Raw genomic sequence first — 18720 nt, 5'->3', positions numbered from 1 at the left:
ACTTGGGCGGCTTCGGCACTGGACCTTGTCGGCTGGGTTGCCTAAGAATTAAACGGGTTACCAGCGCATGCTGGCTGTTAAATTCTGGGGGGCCTCGTGACCAATAAAACGCCGACCACGCTGCAAGCACCTGTCGAAAGCCTCACAAACGCACAAGCCAAGGCAGAACTGTCCTGGCTCGCGCGCCAATTGCGTGCGGCGAACACATCTTACCATGGCGCTGACGCCCCCGACATATCTGACGCTGACTACGACCACCTCAAACAGCGCAACAAATCCATCGAAACGGCGTTTCCCACGCTAAAGCGCGACGACAGCCCCAGCGAACAAGTTGGCGCAGCCCCGGCAGAGGGTTTCGGTAAAATTAAACACGTTGTCCGTATGTTATCTTTGGGAAACGCATTTGATGACGATGACGTGTTTGATTTTGATACGCGGGTGCGCAAATACCTTGGCCATGAAAACGACGCCAGCCTCGCCTATACGGCAGAGCCGAAAATTGACGGTCTATCGCTGTCTTTGCGCTATGAAAACGGGCATCTTTTACAAGCCGCGACACGCGGCGATGGTGAAGTTGGGGAAAACGTGACCGCAAATGCGCGCACGATCTCTGATATTCCACATCAAATAAGTGGTGCGCCTGACGTGCTAGAGGTGCGCGGCGAAGTTTACATGAGCCACGAAGATTTCGCTGAGCTCAATGCCCGCCAATCGGATGCGGGTGCCAAAACATTTGCCAATCCGCGTAACGCCGCTGCCGGATCGCTACGCCAACTAGATGCCAGCATTACCAAGGCGCGCCCGCTGCGGTTTTTCGCCTATGCATGGGGTGATCTTTCTGCGCCTTTGGCACAAACACAGTCCGACGCGATTGCGCGACTACAAGAATTTGGTTTTTCAACCAATCCTTTGACACAGATATGCAGCGATCCCGCAGCGATGATTGCGCATTACAAAAAAATTGAACAGCAGCGCGCCACGCTTGGTTATGATATCGACGGGGTTGTTTATAAGGTTAACGACCTTGGCCTTCAGCACCGCCTTGGTTTTCGATCAACAACACCACGATGGGCGATCGCGCATAAATTCCCGGCTGAACTCGCGTGGACGCGGCTGGAACGGATCGATATTCAAGTCGGGCGCACTGGCGCATTGTCACCCGTTGCGCGGCTGACGCCGGTCACAGTTGGCGGCGTCGTCGTATCAAACGCAACTTTGCACAACGAAGACTACATCGCGGGTCGCGATGGTGACGGGCAACCGATCCGTGAAGGGCGCGATATTCGCCCCGGCGACTGGGTGCAAATCTATCGCGCAGGCGATGTTATCCCCAAAATTAAGGATGTTGATCTGTCGCGCCGGGCTAAGGATGCGCCGGCCTTTGTGTTTCCGGATCACTGTCCCGAATGTGGATCTGCTGCGATCCGCGAAGAAGGTGACGCTGTGCGCCGCTGCACAGGCGGGATGATATGTCCCGCGCAAGCCATTGAAAAGCTGCGCCATTTTGTATCGCGGGGCGCGTTCGACATCGAAGGCATGGGCGCAAAACAAGTCGAACAGTTTTATGCCGACGGGTGGGTGAAAACGCCCGCCGATATTTTCACCTTGCGTGCGCGGTTTGGCGATGGGTTACAGCAACTTAAGAACCGCGACGGCTGGGGCGAAACGAGCGCGAATAAGCTCTTTGATGCGATTGATAGCAAACGACAAATCGCGCTTTCGCGCCTGATATATTCGCTTGGCATTCGGCATGTCGGCGACAGTTCTGCAGGCCTGCTCGCGAACCATTATGGAAGCTGGAGCGCGTTTGAGGCCGCAATGACGCAGGCCCAAATCGGAAATGGCGATGCCTGGGACACATTAACCAGCATTGATGGCGTCGGCGCGGTCATGGCGACATCCTTGATCACGGCGATGCAACAAGAGGCTGAGCGCGCATCGATTGACGCCTTGGTTGCGCAACTAGAAGTCCAAGATGCGGTCGCGGCCAACAGCGATAGCCCGGTTGCTGGCAAAATTGTCGTGTTTACGGGAACGCTTGAAAAAATGACCCGTGCCGAGGCAAAAGCGCGTGCAGAAGCGCTTGGCGCAAAGGTATCGGGGTCGGTCAGCGCGAAGACTGACATACTGGTCGCGGGGCCCGGTGCAGGATCAAAGGCGAAGAAGGCGGCCGATTTAGGTGTCCAAACCATGGATGAAGACGATTGGTTAACCTTGATCGGCGGCGCATGACAGGGCGCCCCGAAATCCTTTTTCCGCTTTTTGGGGCATTGACCAATCTGGATGGTGTCGGCCCCAAGACTGCGCAGATTTTCGACGGCGCAGGAATAAACAAGCCACGCGATCTGTTGTTTACCCTGCCACTGTCCGGCGTTGACCGTCATCGCCGTGCCTCAGTCCGAGAGGTCGTCGCGCCCGCAGTCGCGACTGTTGCGGTCACGATCGGTGAACACTATCCGCCAAAAACGCGGGGGCGACCGTATCGGGTCAACGTTACGGATGAACAAACCTCTTTTCAGCTGGTGTATTTTCACGTGCGCGGCGATTATTTGCAAAAATCACTGCCCACCGGGCAAAAACGCGTGGTGTCTGGCAAGCTCGAGATTTTTGATAGTATCGCGCAGATGGTTCACCCCGATCACGTGGTTACTTTGGAAGAGGCCGCAGAAATCCCAGCATTTGAAGCGGTTTACGCGCTGCATGCTGGAATCAGCCAAAAGCTAATGTACCGGGCGACCCGCTCTGCGCTCGCGATGGCAGCGACTTTGCCTGAATGGATCGATCCCGCGCTGAAAAAGCGCGAAAAATGGCCCGATTGGCATGATGCGTTGACGGCCGCACATAGCCCTAAGGCCGCGACAGACCTATCCCCGCATGATCCCGCACGACAAAGGCTAGCCTATGACGAACTGCTTGCGCATCAGTTAACGCTTGCCTTAGCGCGGGCGGTGATCCGACGCGCAAAGGGGGTGCCATCACAAGGTACTGGCGTTTTGTCTAAGAAAGTATTGGCCGCGCTCCCGTATCGCCCGACCGGCGCGCAGACCCGCGCAGTCGCAGAAATCAACGCCGATCTCGCATCCCAATTCAAGATGAATCGTTTGCTGCAAGGCGATGTTGGGTCAGGCAAAACGCTGGTCGGATTTATGGCGTTGCTTGCGGTGGTCGAATCTGGCGGGCAGGGGGTCATGATGGCCCCTACAGAAATACTCGCGCGGCAACATTTGGAAGGTTTGCAACCTTTGGCGGCGAATGCTGGCGTCAGGCTTGAGATATTGACGGGCCGCGACAAAGGGCAGGCGCGTGCACAAAAGCTAGCGGCACTCGTAGATGGAGAGATTGCAATTCTCGTCGGCACCCATGCCGTTTTTCAAAAAGACGTCGTTTTCAACGATCTCAGGCTGGCGATTATCGACGAACAGCACCGCTTTGGTGTGTCGCAACGCATGGAATTGGGTGCAAAAGGCGCATCTACGGATGTTTTGGTGATGACGGCAACCCCGATCCCACGGTCGCTGGCACTTGCACAATATGGCGATATGGACGTGTCAGTTTTAGACGAGAAACCACCGGGGCGCACGCCAGTGCAAACCGCGCTCGTTTCGACATCGCGGATGGATGAAATTGTCGACAAATTGCGCCACGCGGTAACTGAAGGACGCCAAGCTTATTGGGTTTGTCCCCTTGTCGAGGAAAGCGAATTTATCGACATGACCGCAGCACAAGAGCGGTTCAAACAGTTGCGCGCCGCGTTGGGCGAAGGTGTCGTGGGTTTGGTTCATGGGCAAATGCCACCCGCTGAAAAAGATGCCGCAATGGCGCGGTTTGTTAGGGGTGAAACTAAGGTGTTGGTTGCAACAACCGTGATTGAGGTCGGGGTGAACGTGCCAAACGCGTCGATCATGATGATTGAGCGCGCGGAAAGCTTTGGCCTTGCGCAGCTACACCAGTTACGCGGCCGGGTCGGGCGCGGTGCCGCGGCATCAACCTGTTTGCTGATCTATCAAGCACCGCTGAGCGAGACGGGCAAACGCCGGCTTGAGATCCTACGCGAGACGGAAGACGGTTTCAAAATTTCTGAAGAAGACCTCGCCATGCGCGGCGCGGGCGACGTGATCGGCACAGCGCAATCTGGCATTCCACGCTTTCGGATTGCAGATCTTGAGCGCCAAACCGGGTTGATGGCAACTGCGCAATCAGATGCGCGCACCTTGTTGAACGATGATCCGACGCTTGAAACACCGCGGGGGCAGGCGGCCCGTACGCTGCTTTGGCTAATGGAGCAGGACAAAGCAATTCGTTTAATTTCAGTTGGTTAGATATTTTGTTCGCAAATGTTCTCAAAAAGTTCTTTACAGATAGTTACTGATATGGGAACAAAGAGGCAACAGAACAAAGGAGCAATAAAATGGCTAAGGAAATCAGAGACGTTATTGTCCGGTCCCGTGACACGATTTTGGCTGATGCGCTTGGTGTTGTTGCTCTGATGGTCATGCTGTTTGTCGGATTATCCCTGCCTGGATTGATCTGACCGCCTATGTAACGCGGGTTTGGTGACCCTCAGATTGCGCTGTCCCACCGATGCAATACTGAATGACCTGCCTGTCAACGATCCTGACCGGGGTTTTGCCTCTCCCGATGGAATTCACCAGACCTTGCGTTACAAAACTTTGCCGCCGCCATCCTGTCCCGGATGCGCGGCGGTTTTTTATGCGGGAACGGCGTTGATCGCATCTAAAATCGCATCAAACGCGAGCAAGATCGACGCATGGCGATTTTTGTAGTCTTTTGCAGGTTCAAGCACCGCAAGATCGCCAAATGGGGCCACAGGTGTCGGCCCGTCATTCTTGAGCATATTAAACAATTGCTCACGTCCCGCCTGGACCTGCGCCGGGGACAACCCGACAATATTGGCACCAACCACAGCTGCCGCCGCCTGGCCCAAGGCGCAGGCTTTCACATCTTGCCCGAAATCTGTGATGATGCCAGCGGCGATTTGCACATCCACGGTCACTGTCGATCCGCACAGTGGTGCGCGTTTTTTTGCGGTCGCGGAGGGCGCTTCAAGCCGGGTTGTGCGGGGCATATCAGCAGCCAGCGCCAATATCCGTCCCGAATAGAGTTTGATCATATCTGTTTCTGCTGACACAGTGTTTGCCCTTTCGTGCGGTCCCCCCTAGATAGGGGCCAATCAGCTAGATGCAAAGGGGGCCACCATGACTTTTGACCCAACCAACCTCACATATAATGACGCAGGGTTGATCCCGGCGATCGCGCAAGATGCCACATCAGGCGAAGTTCTCATGATGGCTTGGATGAATGCAGCCGCAGTTGAAAAGACGCTTGCGACGGGCCGAGTGACCTATTGGTCGCGTTCGCGGCAGGCGTTTTGGATCAAAGGCGAAACCAGCGGTCATACGCAAGAACTGGTTAATTTTAGCATTGATTGCGACCGCGATTGCCTTTTGGTCATGGTCAACCAGATTGGCGCAGCTTGCCACACGGGGCGTCGCACTTGTTTTTACACTGATGTTGTCGATGGTGTCGAACTTATCACGCAAGCGCCATTGGAGAGCTAGGGATGCGCGCCGCGCGGGAGTATTTTTAGCGAGATGATATCGGTAGTCCGATCATTGCGCCGATGTCATCTGGTGATATTCCTTCGGTACGGTATTTGGACAGCGCCTTGGAGCGATCGATCTTGGCAAGGCGTTTTCCATCCGCGTCGGTGACTAAAGCGTGGTGGCGGTATTGCGGAGTCTTCCATCCCATAAGCTGCTGTAAAAAAACCTGAAACGGTGTCAACGACCAGAGATCCATACCGCGCACCACATGGGTGATATTTTGGAGCGCATCATCGTGGACGCAGGCAAGGTGGTAAGCAATATCGCCGCTGTCTTTGCGTTTAAGGACGGGATCGCCGATTTGATCAAGCAGGAATTTGGTGGAAACCTGATGTTCGACAACCTTTCCCGCACCGCATTCAACAAAGCTACGCAGCTGCCCAATGTGATCAAGACCGGCTGCGATATTCAGCCTTATGGCGTCGCCGGGTTTGGCGGTCGCCATAGACCGTTGCCGGCAAGTGCCGGGATAGACCAAGCCTTCGGCACCCGGTGTCGCACCGGACGCAAGAATTTCGCGACGGCTGCAACTGCATGGGTAAAGCAGCCCACGTGCGTTCAGGCTTTCCAGCGCCGCTGCGTAGCCTGCCAGATGGTCTGACTGCCGCCGTACAGGTGTTGGCCAGTGTAGTCCAAGCCAGTCCAAATCATCATAAATACCGATTTCAAATGCGGATCGCGCGCGCGTGCTGTCCGTGTCTTCGATCCGTAGCAACGCAGTACCGTCGTGTTTTTTAGCGATAGCCCAGACCGTGAGCGCGGAGTAGGCGTGCCCCAGATGCAACGGGCCTGTCGGCGAGGGGGCAAACCGCGTGATCATCTAGGCGCTCTGCTCCAACCAGCCTTGCCAATCAACTTTGGCCCGGTCGGTATAGCCCTTGTAACGGGTTTTACGGTTGCGACGCCCGTTTTTCGCGCCTTCGAGAGGTGGAAATAGCCCGAAATTCACATTCATCGGCTGGAATGTCTTTGCCTCTGCCCCGCCCGTAATATGGGTGACCAGCGCGCCCATCGCGGTGGTGTTAGGCACGGCGGGCATCGGTTTCCCGGTGATTTCGGAGACAGCCATCCGGCCAGCTAGCAGGCCCATCGCCGCACTTTCGACATAACCTTCAACGCCCGTAATTTGACCCGCAAACCGGATATTAGGACGAGAGTTCAAACGCATTTGACCATCAAGCAGTGTCGGTGAATTAATAAATGTGTTCCGGTGAATCCCGCCAAGGCGTGCGAATTCGGCATTTTCAAGCGCAGGAATCGTTTTAAAAACATCCTTTTGTGCGCCGTATTTCATCTTAGTTTGGAACCCGACTATATTGTAAAGTGTGCCAAGCGCATTGTCCCGCCGCAGCTGCACGACGGCATAGGCCTTGTTTTCGTGGTCATGGGCATTTGTCAGGCCAACCGGTTTCATTGGTCCGAAACGTAATGTTTCGCGGCCACGTTCGGCCATCACCTCAATCGGTAAGCAGCCATCGAAATAGCCCGCAGTTTCGCCTTCTTTGAATTCCGTCTTATCGGCCGCCAAAAGCGCGTCGATAAAGGTCTCATATTGGTCTTTGGTCATCGGGCAATTCAGATAGGCGGTTTGCTCTTCGATTGTTTCGCCTTTGTCGTAGCGCGATTGCATCCATGCGACATCCATATTGATGCTTTCATGATAAACAATCGGGGCAATAGCATCAAAGAATGCGAGCGCCTCTGCACTGGTTTCGGCTTGGATCGCTTCGGCTAGCGCGCCTGATGTCAGCGGACCGGTGGCGATAATCCAATGACCGTCTTCGGGCAAGGAAGTGATTTCTTCATAAGAAATCGTGATATTGGGGTGGGCTTTAAGCGCCGCGGTAACACTTTCTGCAAAGGGGTCGCGATCAACCGCCAAGGCGCCGCCCGCAGGAATGCGGTGTTTCTCAGCCGTTTTCATGATTAACCCATCAGCAGCACGCATTTCCCAATGCAGCAGACCGACAGCATTATGCTCATGATCGTCAGAGCGAAATGAGTTTGAACAGACCATTTCTCCAAGGTTGCCGGTCCGGTGCGCAAAGGTTTCTACCTTGGGACGCATTTCATGGATAATGACGTTCAGACCAGCGTTCGCCGCCTGCCACGCGGCCTCTGATCCGGCCATGCCGCCGCCGATGATATTGAGTGTATTTTTCATATGAGGGATGTAGTGTGCGCGCACAAAAATGAAAAGCCCCGAGGTTTCCCACGGGGCTTTTGCAAACTATTTTCGAACGCAACTGTCCTCAGACTAGAAGAAGAATAGGTCGAAACCCTTAGGCGTTTTAAATGTAGTGCCACCCTCTGGGCCAAACGCAAAGGTCGTGCCAACAGAAACAAAGGTTTCTTCGTCAGAGGAGCCAGTATCGTCAATGTCGATCCGGCCGAGATCAGCTGAAATTGATACCCCGTTCCCAAAGTCATAGGTTGCACCAATAGTTGAGGTAGCAACAGTAAGATCAAAGTCTTGGAAATCGACGACATCAACGGCAGCTTGAACGCCAAAACCGTTGGCGAAGCCGTAATCACCGTTCAATCCAAACAATGTCATTGTCTCGTCAGCAATTTCGAAATCAGCAGCGCCGATATAGCCGGCTACATTATATGATCCGCCATCATAAGCGGCTTCAACCCCATAGCTATCTGAATCGTAGTAGAAAAAACTGCTTTGGGCGACAAATGCGCCAACTTTTACGGCGTCGTTCACGCTATAAATCCCGTGCAGGGAAATATCTGAAGACGTGAGATCAAACGGCGCGCCATCAACGTCAAAGCTTTCACGCGAAATGTTCAACGCCATCGAAAAGCTCGGAGCGAGTGAAAATTCGAGCTCGCTTGAGAAACCGAGTGAGGTTACTTCGTCTAAGCCGGAGCTTGTGTAAGCCGTATAATCGGCACCGATTGTGGCGCCGGTAAATTCAAGTGCGCTCGCGCTTGTTGCGCCAACAACAAGGCAAGTTGTTGCGAGTAAAATGTTCTTAGTCATTGGTCGTCTCCTAGTTAGTGACCCCACATAGGGTCAGTTTATGAGAATTTCGGCGGTCAAAATTGATCGCAACTCATAAAATTATGAATAATTGATTACCTAACGTCAGGTTCTGCAAAATGGAAGTAGGAAAATCCTTACTTATACTTACAAAAACTAAAGCAAATGTGAGATCGACTAGCCTTCGCCGTCTTCCTCATCATCGCCTTGATCTGCGATCCAGGCAACGCTGACAACGGTTTCGCCTTTGCCCGTGTTAAAGACTTTGACGCCGCCAGCACCGCGCGAGCGGAATGAGATACCCTCGATTGGCACACGGATTGATTGGCCAGTTGAAGTGACCAGCATGATCTGGTCAGACATTTCTACAGGGAAGGATGTCACCAATGGTCCGCCGCGCATCGCCTTATCCATCGCCGCAACCCCCATGCCACCACGCCCGCGCACAGGGTAGTCGTGGCTGGATGACAGTTTACCGGACCCTTGCGACGTGATCGTCAGGATCAGGTTTTCGGCTGCTGACATCTCTGCATAGCGTTCTTGGCTGATAGCGCCAGGTGCCGCCTCATCTTCATCATCTGTTTCAGCATCATCCGCAAGCCCGGCCATTGCACGGCGCATTTTCAGATAGGCGGCGCGCTCGGACGCTTCGGCGTCAAAATGGCCGATGATTGACATAGATACGACGGTATCATCGCCTTGCAGTTTGATCCCACGCACACCGACAGAGGCACGTGAATTGAACACTCGCACATCGGTCGCCGGGAAGCGGATTGCGCGCCCTGAATCGGTGACAAGCATCACATCATCATCGTTGGACGCAATGCGCGCATTGATCAGGGTTGTCTCGGCGTGATCGTCCTCAAACTTCATCGCGATCTTGCCGTTGCGCATCACATTTGTGAAGTCTGACAGCTTATTACGACGCACAGTTCCAGCAGAGGTTGCGAAGACGACCTGTAGGTCATCCCATTCTTCTTCGGGGCGGTCGACAGGCATAATCGCAGCGATAGAAACACCTGCCGGGATTGGCAGGATGTTCACAATCGCCTTGCCCTTGGCTGTCCGGCTGCCCAATGGCAAGCGCCATGTTTTCAGCTTGTAGACCATACCGTCGGTTGTGAAGAATAGCAGTTGCGTATGCGTATTAGCCACGAACAGCGTGGTTACCACGTCTTCTTCTTTAGTGGCCATGGATGACAGACCTTTACCGCCACGGCGTTGCGCGCGGAAATCGGCAAGCGCGGTTCGCTTGATATAGCCGCCAGACGTGACCGTGACGACCATGTCTTCACGTTCAATCAGGTCTTCGTCGTCCATATCTCCAGCCCAATCGACGACTTCCGTCCGACGTGGCACAGCGAATTTTTCACGCACTTCGTTCAGCTCATCACGAATGATCTGCATGATCCGGTCACGTGATCCTAGAATTTCAAGGTATTCCCGGATCTTACCTGCAAGTTCTTGCAGCTCGTCGGTGACTTCTTTGACGCCAATTTGGGTCAAGCGTTGCAGACGTAACTCAAGGATCGCGCGGGCTTGTGTTTCTGATAGGTTATAGGTGCCGTCGTCGTTGGCGGTGTGGGTCGGGTCATCGATCAGCGCGATATATTCAAGGATCGTTTCTGCAGGCCAGCGGCGGGTCATAAGCGCCTCGCGCGCACTTGCAGCGTCGATAGATGCCCGGATGGTCGCGACAACTTCGTCAATATTTGTGACGGCCACTGCCAAACCACACAAAATATGCGCGCGTTCGCGGGCTTTGCGCAGCTCAAACGCGGTACGGCGCGCGACCACATCTTCACGGAAATCGATAAAGGAGGTTAGGAACACGCGCAGCGTCAATTGTTCGGGCTTACCGCCGTTCAACGCCAGCATGTTACAGCCGAAATAGGTCTGCATCGGTGTGAAGCGGAACAGCTGGTTCAAGACGACTTCGGCCGTTGCATCGCGTTTAAGCTCGACCACAACACGGACACCATTCCGGTCGGATTCGTCTTGGACATGTGCGATGCCTTCGATCCGCTTGTCGCGGGCAGCTTCGGCGATCTTGTCGATCATCGCGGCCTTATTCACCTGATACGGAATTTCGTCGATGACGATAGCATAGCGATCTTTGCGGATTTCTTCGATGTGCGTTTTGGACCGTACGATGACGGAACCGCGCCCTTCAAGATAAGCTTTATGCGCGCCGGAGCGGCCCAAAATGATCCCGCCAGTTGGGAAATCGGGGGCCGGGACGTATTCAATCAATTGCTCTGATGTCAGATCAGGCTCGTCGATCAGCGCAAGCGTAGCCGTGATCACTTCGCCAAGGTTATGCGGCGGAATGTTTGTCGCCATACCAACAGCAATACCGCCCGCGCCATTGACCAGCATATTGGGAAAACGTGCTGGCAAAACAGTGGGTTCGCGGTCTTTTCCGTCGTAGTTATCTTGGAAATCAACGGTGTCTTTATCGATATCTGCCAGCAAGAACGCTGCAGGTTTATCCATGCGCACTTCGGTATAACGCATCGCCGCAGCACGGTCGCCGTCCATAGACCCAAAGTTACCTTGGCCGTCTAATAGCTTGAGCGACATAGAGAAATCTTGTGCCATCCGTACAAGCGCATCGTAAATCGCACTATCGCCGTGCGGGTGATATTTCCCCATCACATCGCCAACAGAACGCGCCGATTTTCGGTATGATTTATCAGCTGTGTTCCCGCTTTCGTTCATGCCGTAAAGAATGCGGCGGTGCACGGGCTTAAGCCCATCACGCAAGTCAGGGATCGCACGTGAAACGATCACGCTCATTGCGTAATCAAGGTAGCTGGTTTTCAGCTCATGCTCGATAGTAACGGCAGGCCCATCGTACACATAGGCTGAGGGCGTGTTTTCATCATCATTTTCAGGGGTTTGAGGAGTATAGTTCACGTGGACCGCCTGTTGCTATTTTTACTGCTATATCTCGTTCGTGGTATACTATCAGACACTTGATATAGGGTGCAATGGGCGATGCAAAGTTGCAGGTTTAGGGACCGCGGTAAGGCCCTAAACCTTTGTTATTATGGGAATATATTTGGCGTTGATTGGCGCTTATCTCGCCCGCTTGATCATCCCGAACAAATCGCGCGGGTCATCGGGGTCGGCAATCAGGTCGATATCAACGTAAAACGGCGTGTCCTTGATCTGCTTATGGACGTAGCGCAGGGCGCAAAAATCCTCGATCGCAAAACCAACACCGTCAAAAAGCGTGACCTCACCCGACGATGTACGTCCTTGTTGCGCCCCTGTAATGACCTGCCAAAGTTCGGTCACCGGGTGATCATCAGGCATTTGTTGAATTTCGCCTTCGATCCGGGTTTGCGGCGGATATTCAACAAAAACAGACGAGCGCGCAACAATATCGCGGTGTAGTTCTGTTTTACCGGGGCAATCGCCGCCGATGGCGTTGATATGCACGCCTGCGCCAACCATGTTGTCTGTCAGAATGGTTTGCATGTCCTTATCCGCTGTTGCGACAGTGATCACATCAGCGCCCTGAATGGCGTCTTCAGGCGTCGTGCATTTAGTGATGGTAAACCCAAGATCCGCAAGGTTAGCCGCGCATTTTTCGGTGGCGGCTGGGTCGACATCATACAGCCGGATGTCATTGATCCCACAAACCGCCTTAATCGCCAGACATTGGAATTCAGACTGCGCACCATTGCCGATCATCGCCATGGTTTTTGCGTCTTTGCGGGCCAATTGTTTGGTGGCGACCGCTGACATCGCGCCCGTGCGCAATGCGGTTAGCACCGTCATTTCTGAAAATAGGATCGGATAACCCGTGTAAACGTCAGATAGGACGCCAAATGCAGTGACCGTTTGCAGCCCTTCGTTCATGTTTTTCGGATGGCCGTTTACATATTTGAACCCATAATGCGTCCCGTCGGATGTTGGCATTAATTCAATGACGCCCACATCAGAATGGCTGCCGATGCGCGGTGTTTTGTCGAACAATTCCCACCGTGCAAAATCCGTTTCTATTTCACGCGCAAGATCGGCCATGAACGTGTCGATCCCAATGCTATGCACAAGGCGCATCATATTATCGACGCTGACAAATGGTACAAGCGCCAGCTCTGAGGCTTTGAGGGTCATGAAATGCTCCGGGTTGGTCGATCAAAAACGCGGCGGCCCATCAGCGATGCTGTCAGGTCCACCATAAGGTTTGCGGTCTGGCCGCGGTCATCAAGAAAGGGGTTCAATTCAACAAGGTCCAGTGATGTCACCAGCCCGGAATCAGACAGCATTTCCATCACCAGATGTCCTTCGCGCACAGTCGCGCCGCCAGGCACGGTTGTCCCAACAGCAGGGGCGACCGACGGATCAAGAAAATCAACGTCCAATGACACATGCAACATACCGTTCACGGCGGAGACCCGATCAAGGAACGCTTGCAACGGCGCACTGATCCCATGTTCATCAATCATCCGCATATCGACAAGCGTTACCGCACCATCCGCCAGCACAGCGCGCTCTGCGGCATCCACCGACCGCAAGCCAATCATACAAATATTGGCCGGATCGACCGGCGCGGGCAGGGGCGGGAAGGCGTCGAACCCGTCACGCCCGGTCACATAACCCATCGGCGTGCCGTGCAAATTGCCACTATCCGTAGTCTCAGGCGTGTGAATGTCGCTATGTGCATCCAACCAAAGCGCAAAGAACGGGCGGTTTTGGTCCGCTGCATGGGCGGCCATACCTGCAACGGTGCCGGCGGCAAGCGCATGATCACCCCCCAAAAAAATCGGCATCCCACGCGGCGCATGCGCCTGTGCGGCCGCCATCAATGTTTGTGTCCACCCAACATTTTCAGCCAGTTTATGCACCAACGGGTTTGACGGTGGAGGGACGTCAACGGCGACTGGGGTAAGGTTGCCGATATCTTCGACGCTATGGCCAAGTGCGGCGATGGCTTCGGAAATACCGGCAGTGCGGTAGGCGTCGGGGCCCATGAGACACCCACGTGTACGCTTACCGCAATCCACAGGGGCGCCAATTAATATGCAGTGTTTTTGTGTCATACCGCATCATTGCGCAAAAGAACGGGTGTAAATAGCTGGCAAATTGTGCAAAATGAATCCAAATATGACATCATGGATAATCAAAATGGACGATATGGATAATCAACTGATTGGGGCGTTGCGCCGCAATGGGCGCGCGTCACTGTCTGAATTGGCCGCCGATCTGGGCGTGACACGCAGTACAGTGCGCTCCCGGCTTGATCGGTTGATCGCGGGTGGCGAAATTGTGGGGTTTTCGGTTGTGACGCGATCTGACGTGCGGCCTGATCCGGTGCGCGGCTTGATGATGATCGAGATTGCCGGGCGCGGCACAGAAAAAATCTGGAAAAGCCTGACACGGATGCCACAAGTCCAAATGGTGCATTCGACCAATGGAACCTGGGATTTAATCGCGGAGATCAGTACAGCAACGCTTGAAGACTTCGATCAAGTGCTGTTCGCAATCCGCAGGTTTGAAGGTGTGACGCGCTCTGAAACTAGCCTGCTTTTGTCGACGCGTCGTTCCGCATAACGGCCGCAATCCAAAATCCGACTAAGACAAACGAAAAGATTCCGTTCCATGTCGGCATCGACAGTGTCAGAAATTCCCATGACACTTGATCGCACATAATGACTTTGGGGCCTTCGACGGCAAGCAGCCCGGCACCGTCAAGGCCGTTCAAAAGACCGTTGCCAGTACAGCTTGACGGACCTTCCCACCAATCACGTTCGACGCCCATATGGAAAAATCCGATTGAGCCTGTTGTTGCAGCAGCAAGCGCGCCCAAGGTCGGCAGAAGCCGCCCGCGTATTTTCCACGCCAATAATCCAATCAAAATTGCAATCACATGCGGATAGCGTTGCCAAAGGCACATTGCGCAAGGGGGGTATCCGAGCGCCTGAAATAGATAGGCACCAGCCATCAGTGCCGCTGACCCACCAGCCGCAAAAAGAACCATCAAATTACGTATCATAGTAGCCCCACAAGCGCGAACCCACCAAGCAGCAGCACGCAAAAGAGAATAAACATCAGCCCCAAACGGCGTTCGATAAAGTCGCGGATTGGTTCTCCGAATTTCCAAAGCAATACAGCGACCAAAAAGAAGCGTAATGCACGGGCGATAATGGCAGAAATCAAGAAGACCGGGAGTGACAGTTGTGTCACGCCTGACGCGATCGTGATCACCTTGAACGGGAAGGGGGTGACGCCTGCAGTCAACACAGCCCAAGCGCCCCATTCATTGTATTTCAGCGCGAATTCTTCGAAATAGTGCCCTTTGCCGTAGAAATCCAAAATTGGCTGACCGACGCTCTCCATCAGGGCAAAACCAATATAATAGCCAAACATCCCGCCAAGGACCGAAGAAACTGTCGCCACTGCAGCAATCAAAAATGCGCGTGACGGTCGGGCGATAATCATAGGAATCATCAAGACATCTGGCGGAATTGGGAAGAACGACGATTCGACAAAGGCGACACAGGCCAACGCCCAAAGCGCGTAGCGCGATTGCGCCAATGACAACGTCCATTCATAAAGACTGCGCAACATTATTCGACCCTTTGCAAGTTCCATGTGTTAGGCCACGATGGGGGCGCAGGGTCAAGCAATCGGAATATTTGCATGAATCTGCAATCCACTGATTGACGCCGCCCGCGCACCGCATTAGGAGGTCCGCACTGGCCGATGTGGCGGAATGGTAGACGCAGGGGATTCAAAATCCCCCGATAGTAATATCGTGAGAGTTCGAGTCTCTCCATCGGCACCAGTAATGTCACCCGGTGACATCATTCCCTAGATAAATATAGACAATGCAGCTACTGCGCGCATCGTGAACGGTGGTTTGTCCTTGCTTTACAGACGGGTTTTGCCAATTCATTACGAATAAATTCCGAAGGATTCGTAATGTCCAGCATCAAGAAACTACCGTCAGGGCGTTGGCAGGCTCAAATTGCACGGCAAGGGGTTAGGAAATCAAAGTCATTTAAGTCGCGCCAGGAGGCCAAAGACTGGGCCGCGCGCGAAGAACACTTGATTCTCAACGTCGAGGTCGTTGAGAAAAGCGTGACCTTAGGTGAAGCTTTCGTGCGTTATGCCCGCGAAGTATCTCCCACAAAGCGTGGGGAGCACTGGGAAGTTTTGCGTCTGCGACGTTTGCGCAAAGAGCCATTCGCGGACATCCAATTAACAGCATTAAAGGCGTCAGACTTTGCGGCATGGCGTGACAAGAGATTGGAAACTGTCGCGGGTGGGACGGTCACTCGCGAACTCGGCTTGATTTCCGGTGTCCTATCTACTGCCCGTCAAGAGTGGGGTTACATGAACGGTAACCCGTTGACCGACGTGAGGCGTCCAAAGTCTGCGCGTCCTCGTGATCGTTTGGTAACAGATCGTGAGTTGGATGCGCTTTCGATTTCTGCGGGCACTGATCTGACTAAGGCAACAGCACGCGCATTTCATGCATTTCTATTCGCGATTGAAACGGCAATGCGTTCGGGCGAATTACTGGGGCTGACTTGGGACAATGTAGATATAGAAAACCGCGTGGCGCACTTACCGATGACGAAAAACGGTACGGCGCGTGATGTACCGCTTTCACGTGAGGCCTTGCGGTTGTTGCTCGCGCTTCCGCGTGCAGATCCAATATTCAATTTGGACGCCGTGACTAGAGATGCTTTGTGGCGCAAGCTCCGTGATCGCGCGGGTGTTGATGGGCTGACCTTTCACGATGCAAGGCACTCTGCGATCACTCGATTGGCGCGAAAGTTGGACGTCTTAGACTTGGCCCGGATGGTTGGGCATAAAAACATTTCACAATTAATGACCTATTATAATGAGCCCGCCGCATCTATTGCGAAGCGTCTTGATTAATTCGGACCATACGAACACCACATTCGTTTCTAATTTCCAACTCTCCTGCATCAATCCTTCGTGTAACCGTGCGAAGGCTTCGGCCAATGTGGCTCGCATACTCTTTTACGGTCACCCAATCAGGTCGCGGCGTCATTTCAACAGCATCTAAACGCTGGTGAAGACGTTTAATCTCAGCCGTTAAGGCATCGATTGCAGCTGGATCGATGGCGATTAATGTCGTTGTCATTTTTGCGCCTTTACTTCTAGTGGTTTTCCACAATTCACCATCCGCCATAGATCGATGGATAGTTGGCGCTCTGCGTGGTCGTGACTGTGCGTCAGGATTGTTTTGCAGGCGCGCCGGATGCGCGCGTCTGAATGAATTTCTATGTCAGCGAGAATGCCGCGCGCCCAGCCTAAGCGCTTGAGGCGCGTGCCTGCGTTCGTTGTGCGACTGGTGCGGGCAGGGCGGTGCGTAGCGTTCATAGTTAGGCCGCAGCTTTCGTCATGCGGCTGACTGCCTTAACCCATTGGCGCCCGGCTTCGGCGATGGTTGCGCCTGATGCGCTGACGCCAATCATGGATAGCTGCACTTCGAGCGGCCCCCACTGCGACGTGGGCTCGATCAGCGTTCCGCCGTGTGTAACGACGGCTTTACGAATTTCTGTTTCCGCGTCGCAGCCATCAAGGTTGTCGATGCTTTCAGCCACGCAGCATTGGAAGTGCTGGGTCATGGCTGCGATGTCGATGCCAAGCTGCGCGGCAAGCGGATAGTTTGGCGTTGGGGTAAGCCCTATCATTGTTCAAATTCCTTATGTTGTTGGGCTGGACGGTTGCGCGATGTTCATCACCTGCAGGCGGTGCTGATGGACGGTCTGGCCGCGATCCGCTTTTAGAGCCGCCCAAGCGAGCGTGCGCAGGCTGCGGGTGTGAAACCATTGCGGATTTCCGACGATGTCGCAGGCGTTTGCTGTGTTTGGGGGGTGCTTTGGCATTCTCATGTCATTCTCCGTTTGCTGGAGAGGTATTTATCGTGGACAAAAGTCCACGTCAATAATTATGTGGACAAAAGTCCTGTATTATTTTTTGAAGTCCAAAGCTGAAAAATACAAAAGTCCTATACGAAGGCGACGTGTATTCGGACTGGATTGGGCCGCCTTTTTAGGCTCTTACCTGCGCATTTGACATTGACTATGCTGGATGATCGCAGCCGCAATGCAGAGTTTAGCCACACCTGAAATATGCTAACTCTAGCTGATGTTCTTCTAATGTTCTCGTATGTGTCGACTGCGGTTCGATAGCTTTTTGACCGCAAGGGTACATGCCGTATCGGTCGCCTGCGAGACCATGCGCCCCGTTTGTTGAAACACATCTGGGGTGCATAAATGCAAAACCAAGAAACTATTAGCCGTCTTCGTCAGGTTGTTTCTGAGACTGATTCCGTGCGGCGATCTGCGCTTTTGCTGCGTTTATTAGAAACTTGCGTTCCGATGGTTCTAGCTGAGATAGAACTTTCGCTAAATCAACATCGTCTTTCGATATGGGGTGACCAATGAAGTTATCTAGGGTTTTCCCAAATGCTGACGCGATCTTGCGTGCATCCTCAACGTTTGTCTTGGCTGTATCGCGCTGGCGCAGCTTATTAAGCTGATCCTTGGATACGCCTGAGACGCGTGCAAGCTCTGCAACAGACATTTTTGTCTGTTCAAGCATTTCAATTAGAGCATCGCGAAAGGTTTTGGACATGAGCCTAAACTAAATTATTCGAGCACGATGGTGTAGCGGACAAAAGTCCATTGACGTAATGCGGACAAAAGTCCACATACGGGGAATGAATGAAAAACGTATTATAAAAATGGTCGAGGCGTTTGCTGCCAGTTCGGGCCTTGCTGCTTCGACAGTTTGCGAGCGGGCCGTTGGAAATAGCCGGCTCTATTCGCGTCTTATGAATGGCGGGACTTGTTCGCTCCGGGTTGCTGATCGACTGAGCGAATACATCGTTGCGAATAGCGAGGAAGTCGCACGATGAATGCGCCCCTCTCAATGCCCCCTTCAATTCAGGTTTTTGCCTCATACCGAAGTTGTGCCGTTTTTTCCGATGCTGACAAAGGAAACGAGGTTTCGAATGGCTGACCTTCTGAAGCTCTCCCGCGCCCATATGAAATCCATTGTTGGCTGGTTTGGCTGCTACGACGCGGTCGCGGCAACGATCAACGCGCG

At 53.6% G+C, this 18720-nt stretch carries 20 protein-coding genes and 1 tRNA gene; 7 read left to right on the top strand and 14 right to left on the bottom strand.

What is annotated here, in order from left to right:
• Positions 1-96: 96 nt before the first annotated feature.
• The 3 genes from ligA to DS901_RS18975 all read left to right on the top strand — a co-directional run bounded on the left by ligA (position 97) and on the right by DS901_RS18975 (position 4531).
• A complete protein-coding gene (gene ligA, locus DS901_RS09275) occupies positions 97-2232 on the top strand; it encodes an NAD-dependent DNA ligase LigA (RefSeq protein WP_181820823.1) in 2136 nt (711 codons plus the stop codon).
• Complete coding sequence (recG, locus tag DS901_RS09270) at positions 2229-4319, top strand: ATP-dependent DNA helicase RecG (protein ID WP_113776666.1); 2091 nt, start codon at positions 2229-2231, stop codon at positions 4317-4319. Before ligA ends, recG begins: the two co-directional genes overlap by 4 nt.
• Positions 4320-4408: 89 nt before the next feature.
• Entirely contained in the window at positions 4409-4531 is a 123-nt protein-coding gene (locus tag DS901_RS18975; protein ID WP_258546694.1) for a hypothetical protein, read from the top strand.
• A 177-nt stretch (positions 4532-4708) separates the two neighbouring features.
• On the opposite strand, the gene DS901_RS09265 is transcribed toward DS901_RS18975, so the two are convergent.
• A complete protein-coding gene (locus DS901_RS09265) occupies positions 4709-5149 on the bottom strand; it encodes an iron-sulfur cluster assembly scaffold protein (protein ID WP_113776665.1) in 441 nt (146 codons plus the stop codon).
• Between the two features lie 67 nt (positions 5150-5216).
• Here DS901_RS09265 and hisI point away from each other — a divergent pair, with 67 nt between their 5' ends.
• On the top strand, positions 5217-5579 hold the full coding sequence (hisI, locus tag DS901_RS09260) for a phosphoribosyl-AMP cyclohydrolase (RefSeq protein WP_113776664.1): 363 nt from the start codon (positions 5217-5219) through the stop codon (positions 5577-5579).
• Positions 5580-5604: 25 nt separating this feature from the next.
• On the opposite strand, the gene gluQRS is transcribed toward hisI, so the two are convergent.
• The 6 genes from gluQRS to rocF form a co-directional block, all read right to left on the bottom strand.
• Complete coding sequence (gluQRS, locus tag DS901_RS09255; RefSeq protein ID WP_113776663.1) at positions 5605-6444, bottom strand: tRNA glutamyl-Q(34) synthetase GluQRS; 840 nt, start codon at positions 6442-6444, stop codon at positions 5605-5607.
• Positions 6445-7788, bottom strand: a complete 1344-nt coding sequence (gene trmFO / locus DS901_RS09250) for a methylenetetrahydrofolate--tRNA-(uracil(54)-C(5))-methyltransferase (FADH(2)-oxidizing) TrmFO (protein ID WP_113776662.1) — start codon at positions 7786-7788, stop codon at positions 6445-6447.
• 93 nt (positions 7789-7881) lie between these two features.
• Positions 7882-8616: a hypothetical protein gene (locus tag DS901_RS09245; RefSeq protein WP_113776661.1), complete on the bottom strand. Its 735-nt coding sequence runs from the start codon at positions 8614-8616 to the stop codon at positions 7882-7884.
• 177 nt (positions 8617-8793) lie between these two features.
• On the bottom strand, positions 8794-11535 hold the full coding sequence (gene gyrA, locus DS901_RS09240; protein WP_113776660.1) for a DNA gyrase subunit A: 2742 nt from the start codon (positions 11533-11535) through the stop codon (positions 8794-8796).
• A 162-nt stretch (positions 11536-11697) separates the two neighbouring features.
• The gene (locus tag DS901_RS09235; protein WP_113776659.1) at positions 11698-12744 is read right to left on the bottom strand and encodes an ornithine cyclodeaminase; all 1047 of its coding nucleotides are present in this window, start codon (positions 12742-12744) and stop codon (positions 11698-11700) included.
• Complete coding sequence (gene rocF / locus DS901_RS09230) at positions 12741-13670, bottom strand: arginase (protein ID WP_113776658.1); 930 nt, start codon at positions 13668-13670, stop codon at positions 12741-12743. Before rocF ends, DS901_RS09235 begins: the two co-directional genes overlap by 4 nt.
• An 85-nt stretch (positions 13671-13755) precedes the next feature.
• Here rocF and DS901_RS09225 point away from each other — a divergent pair, with 85 nt between their 5' ends.
• On the top strand, positions 13756-14181 hold the full coding sequence (locus tag DS901_RS09225) for an Lrp/AsnC family transcriptional regulator (protein WP_113776729.1): 426 nt from the start codon (positions 13756-13758) through the stop codon (positions 14179-14181).
• Here the strand turns inward: DS901_RS09225 and DS901_RS09220 are convergent.
• Complete coding sequence (locus DS901_RS09220; RefSeq protein WP_113776657.1) at positions 14147-14623, bottom strand: disulfide bond formation protein B; 477 nt, start codon at positions 14621-14623, stop codon at positions 14147-14149. The two genes, DS901_RS09225 and DS901_RS09220, sit on opposite strands and share 35 nt — an antisense overlap.
• Positions 14620-15198, bottom strand: coding sequence for a YqaA family protein (locus DS901_RS09215; RefSeq protein ID WP_113776656.1), 579 nt, complete (start codon positions 15196-15198; stop codon positions 14620-14622). The genes DS901_RS09220 and DS901_RS09215 overlap by 4 nt, the downstream gene beginning before the upstream one ends.
• A gap of 131 nt (positions 15199-15329) precedes the next feature.
• Between DS901_RS09215 and DS901_RS09210 the strand changes: the two genes are divergently transcribed.
• Together DS901_RS09210 and DS901_RS09205 are read left to right on the top strand one after the other, a co-directional pair.
• Positions 15330-15415: transfer RNA gene (locus tag DS901_RS09210), tRNA-Leu, on the top strand.
• A 137-nt stretch (positions 15416-15552) separates the two neighbouring features.
• Positions 15553-16518, top strand: coding sequence for a tyrosine-type recombinase/integrase (locus tag DS901_RS09205; protein ID WP_113776655.1), 966 nt, complete (start codon positions 15553-15555; stop codon positions 16516-16518).
• Here DS901_RS09205 and DS901_RS18570 read toward each other — a convergent pair.
• The 5 genes from DS901_RS18570 to DS901_RS09185 all read right to left on the bottom strand — a co-directional run bounded on the left by DS901_RS18570 (position 16496) and on the right by DS901_RS09185 (position 18246).
• Positions 16496-16747: a hypothetical protein gene (locus tag DS901_RS18570; RefSeq protein ID WP_147249892.1), complete on the bottom strand. Its 252-nt coding sequence runs from the start codon at positions 16745-16747 to the stop codon at positions 16496-16498. The two genes, DS901_RS09205 and DS901_RS18570, sit on opposite strands and share 23 nt — an antisense overlap.
• On the bottom strand, positions 16744-16986 hold the full coding sequence (locus DS901_RS18740; protein ID WP_113776654.1) for a hypothetical protein: 243 nt from the start codon (positions 16984-16986) through the stop codon (positions 16744-16746). The genes DS901_RS18570 and DS901_RS18740 overlap by 4 nt, the downstream gene beginning before the upstream one ends.
• Positions 16987-16988: 2 nt before the next feature.
• Positions 16989-17300 carry a hypothetical protein gene (locus DS901_RS09195; RefSeq protein ID WP_113776653.1) on the bottom strand — a complete coding sequence of 104 codons (312 nt, stop codon included), beginning with the start codon at positions 17298-17300 and terminating at the stop codon, positions 16989-16991.
• A gap of 12 nt (positions 17301-17312) precedes the next feature.
• Positions 17313-17495 carry a hypothetical protein gene (locus DS901_RS09190; protein WP_113776652.1) on the bottom strand — a complete coding sequence of 61 codons (183 nt, stop codon included), beginning with the start codon at positions 17493-17495 and terminating at the stop codon, positions 17313-17315.
• Positions 17496-17904: 409 nt separating this feature from the next.
• On the bottom strand, positions 17905-18246 hold the full coding sequence (locus DS901_RS09185; RefSeq protein WP_113776651.1) for a helix-turn-helix transcriptional regulator: 342 nt from the start codon (positions 18244-18246) through the stop codon (positions 17905-17907).
• Positions 18247-18720: the final 474 nt, after the last annotated feature.

It is taken from the genome of Loktanella sp. D2R18 (assembly GCF_003318235.1).
Classification (GTDB): domain Bacteria; phylum Pseudomonadota; class Alphaproteobacteria; order Rhodobacterales; family Rhodobacteraceae; genus Yoonia.
This window is presented reverse-complemented; position numbering and strand designations above follow the sequence as displayed.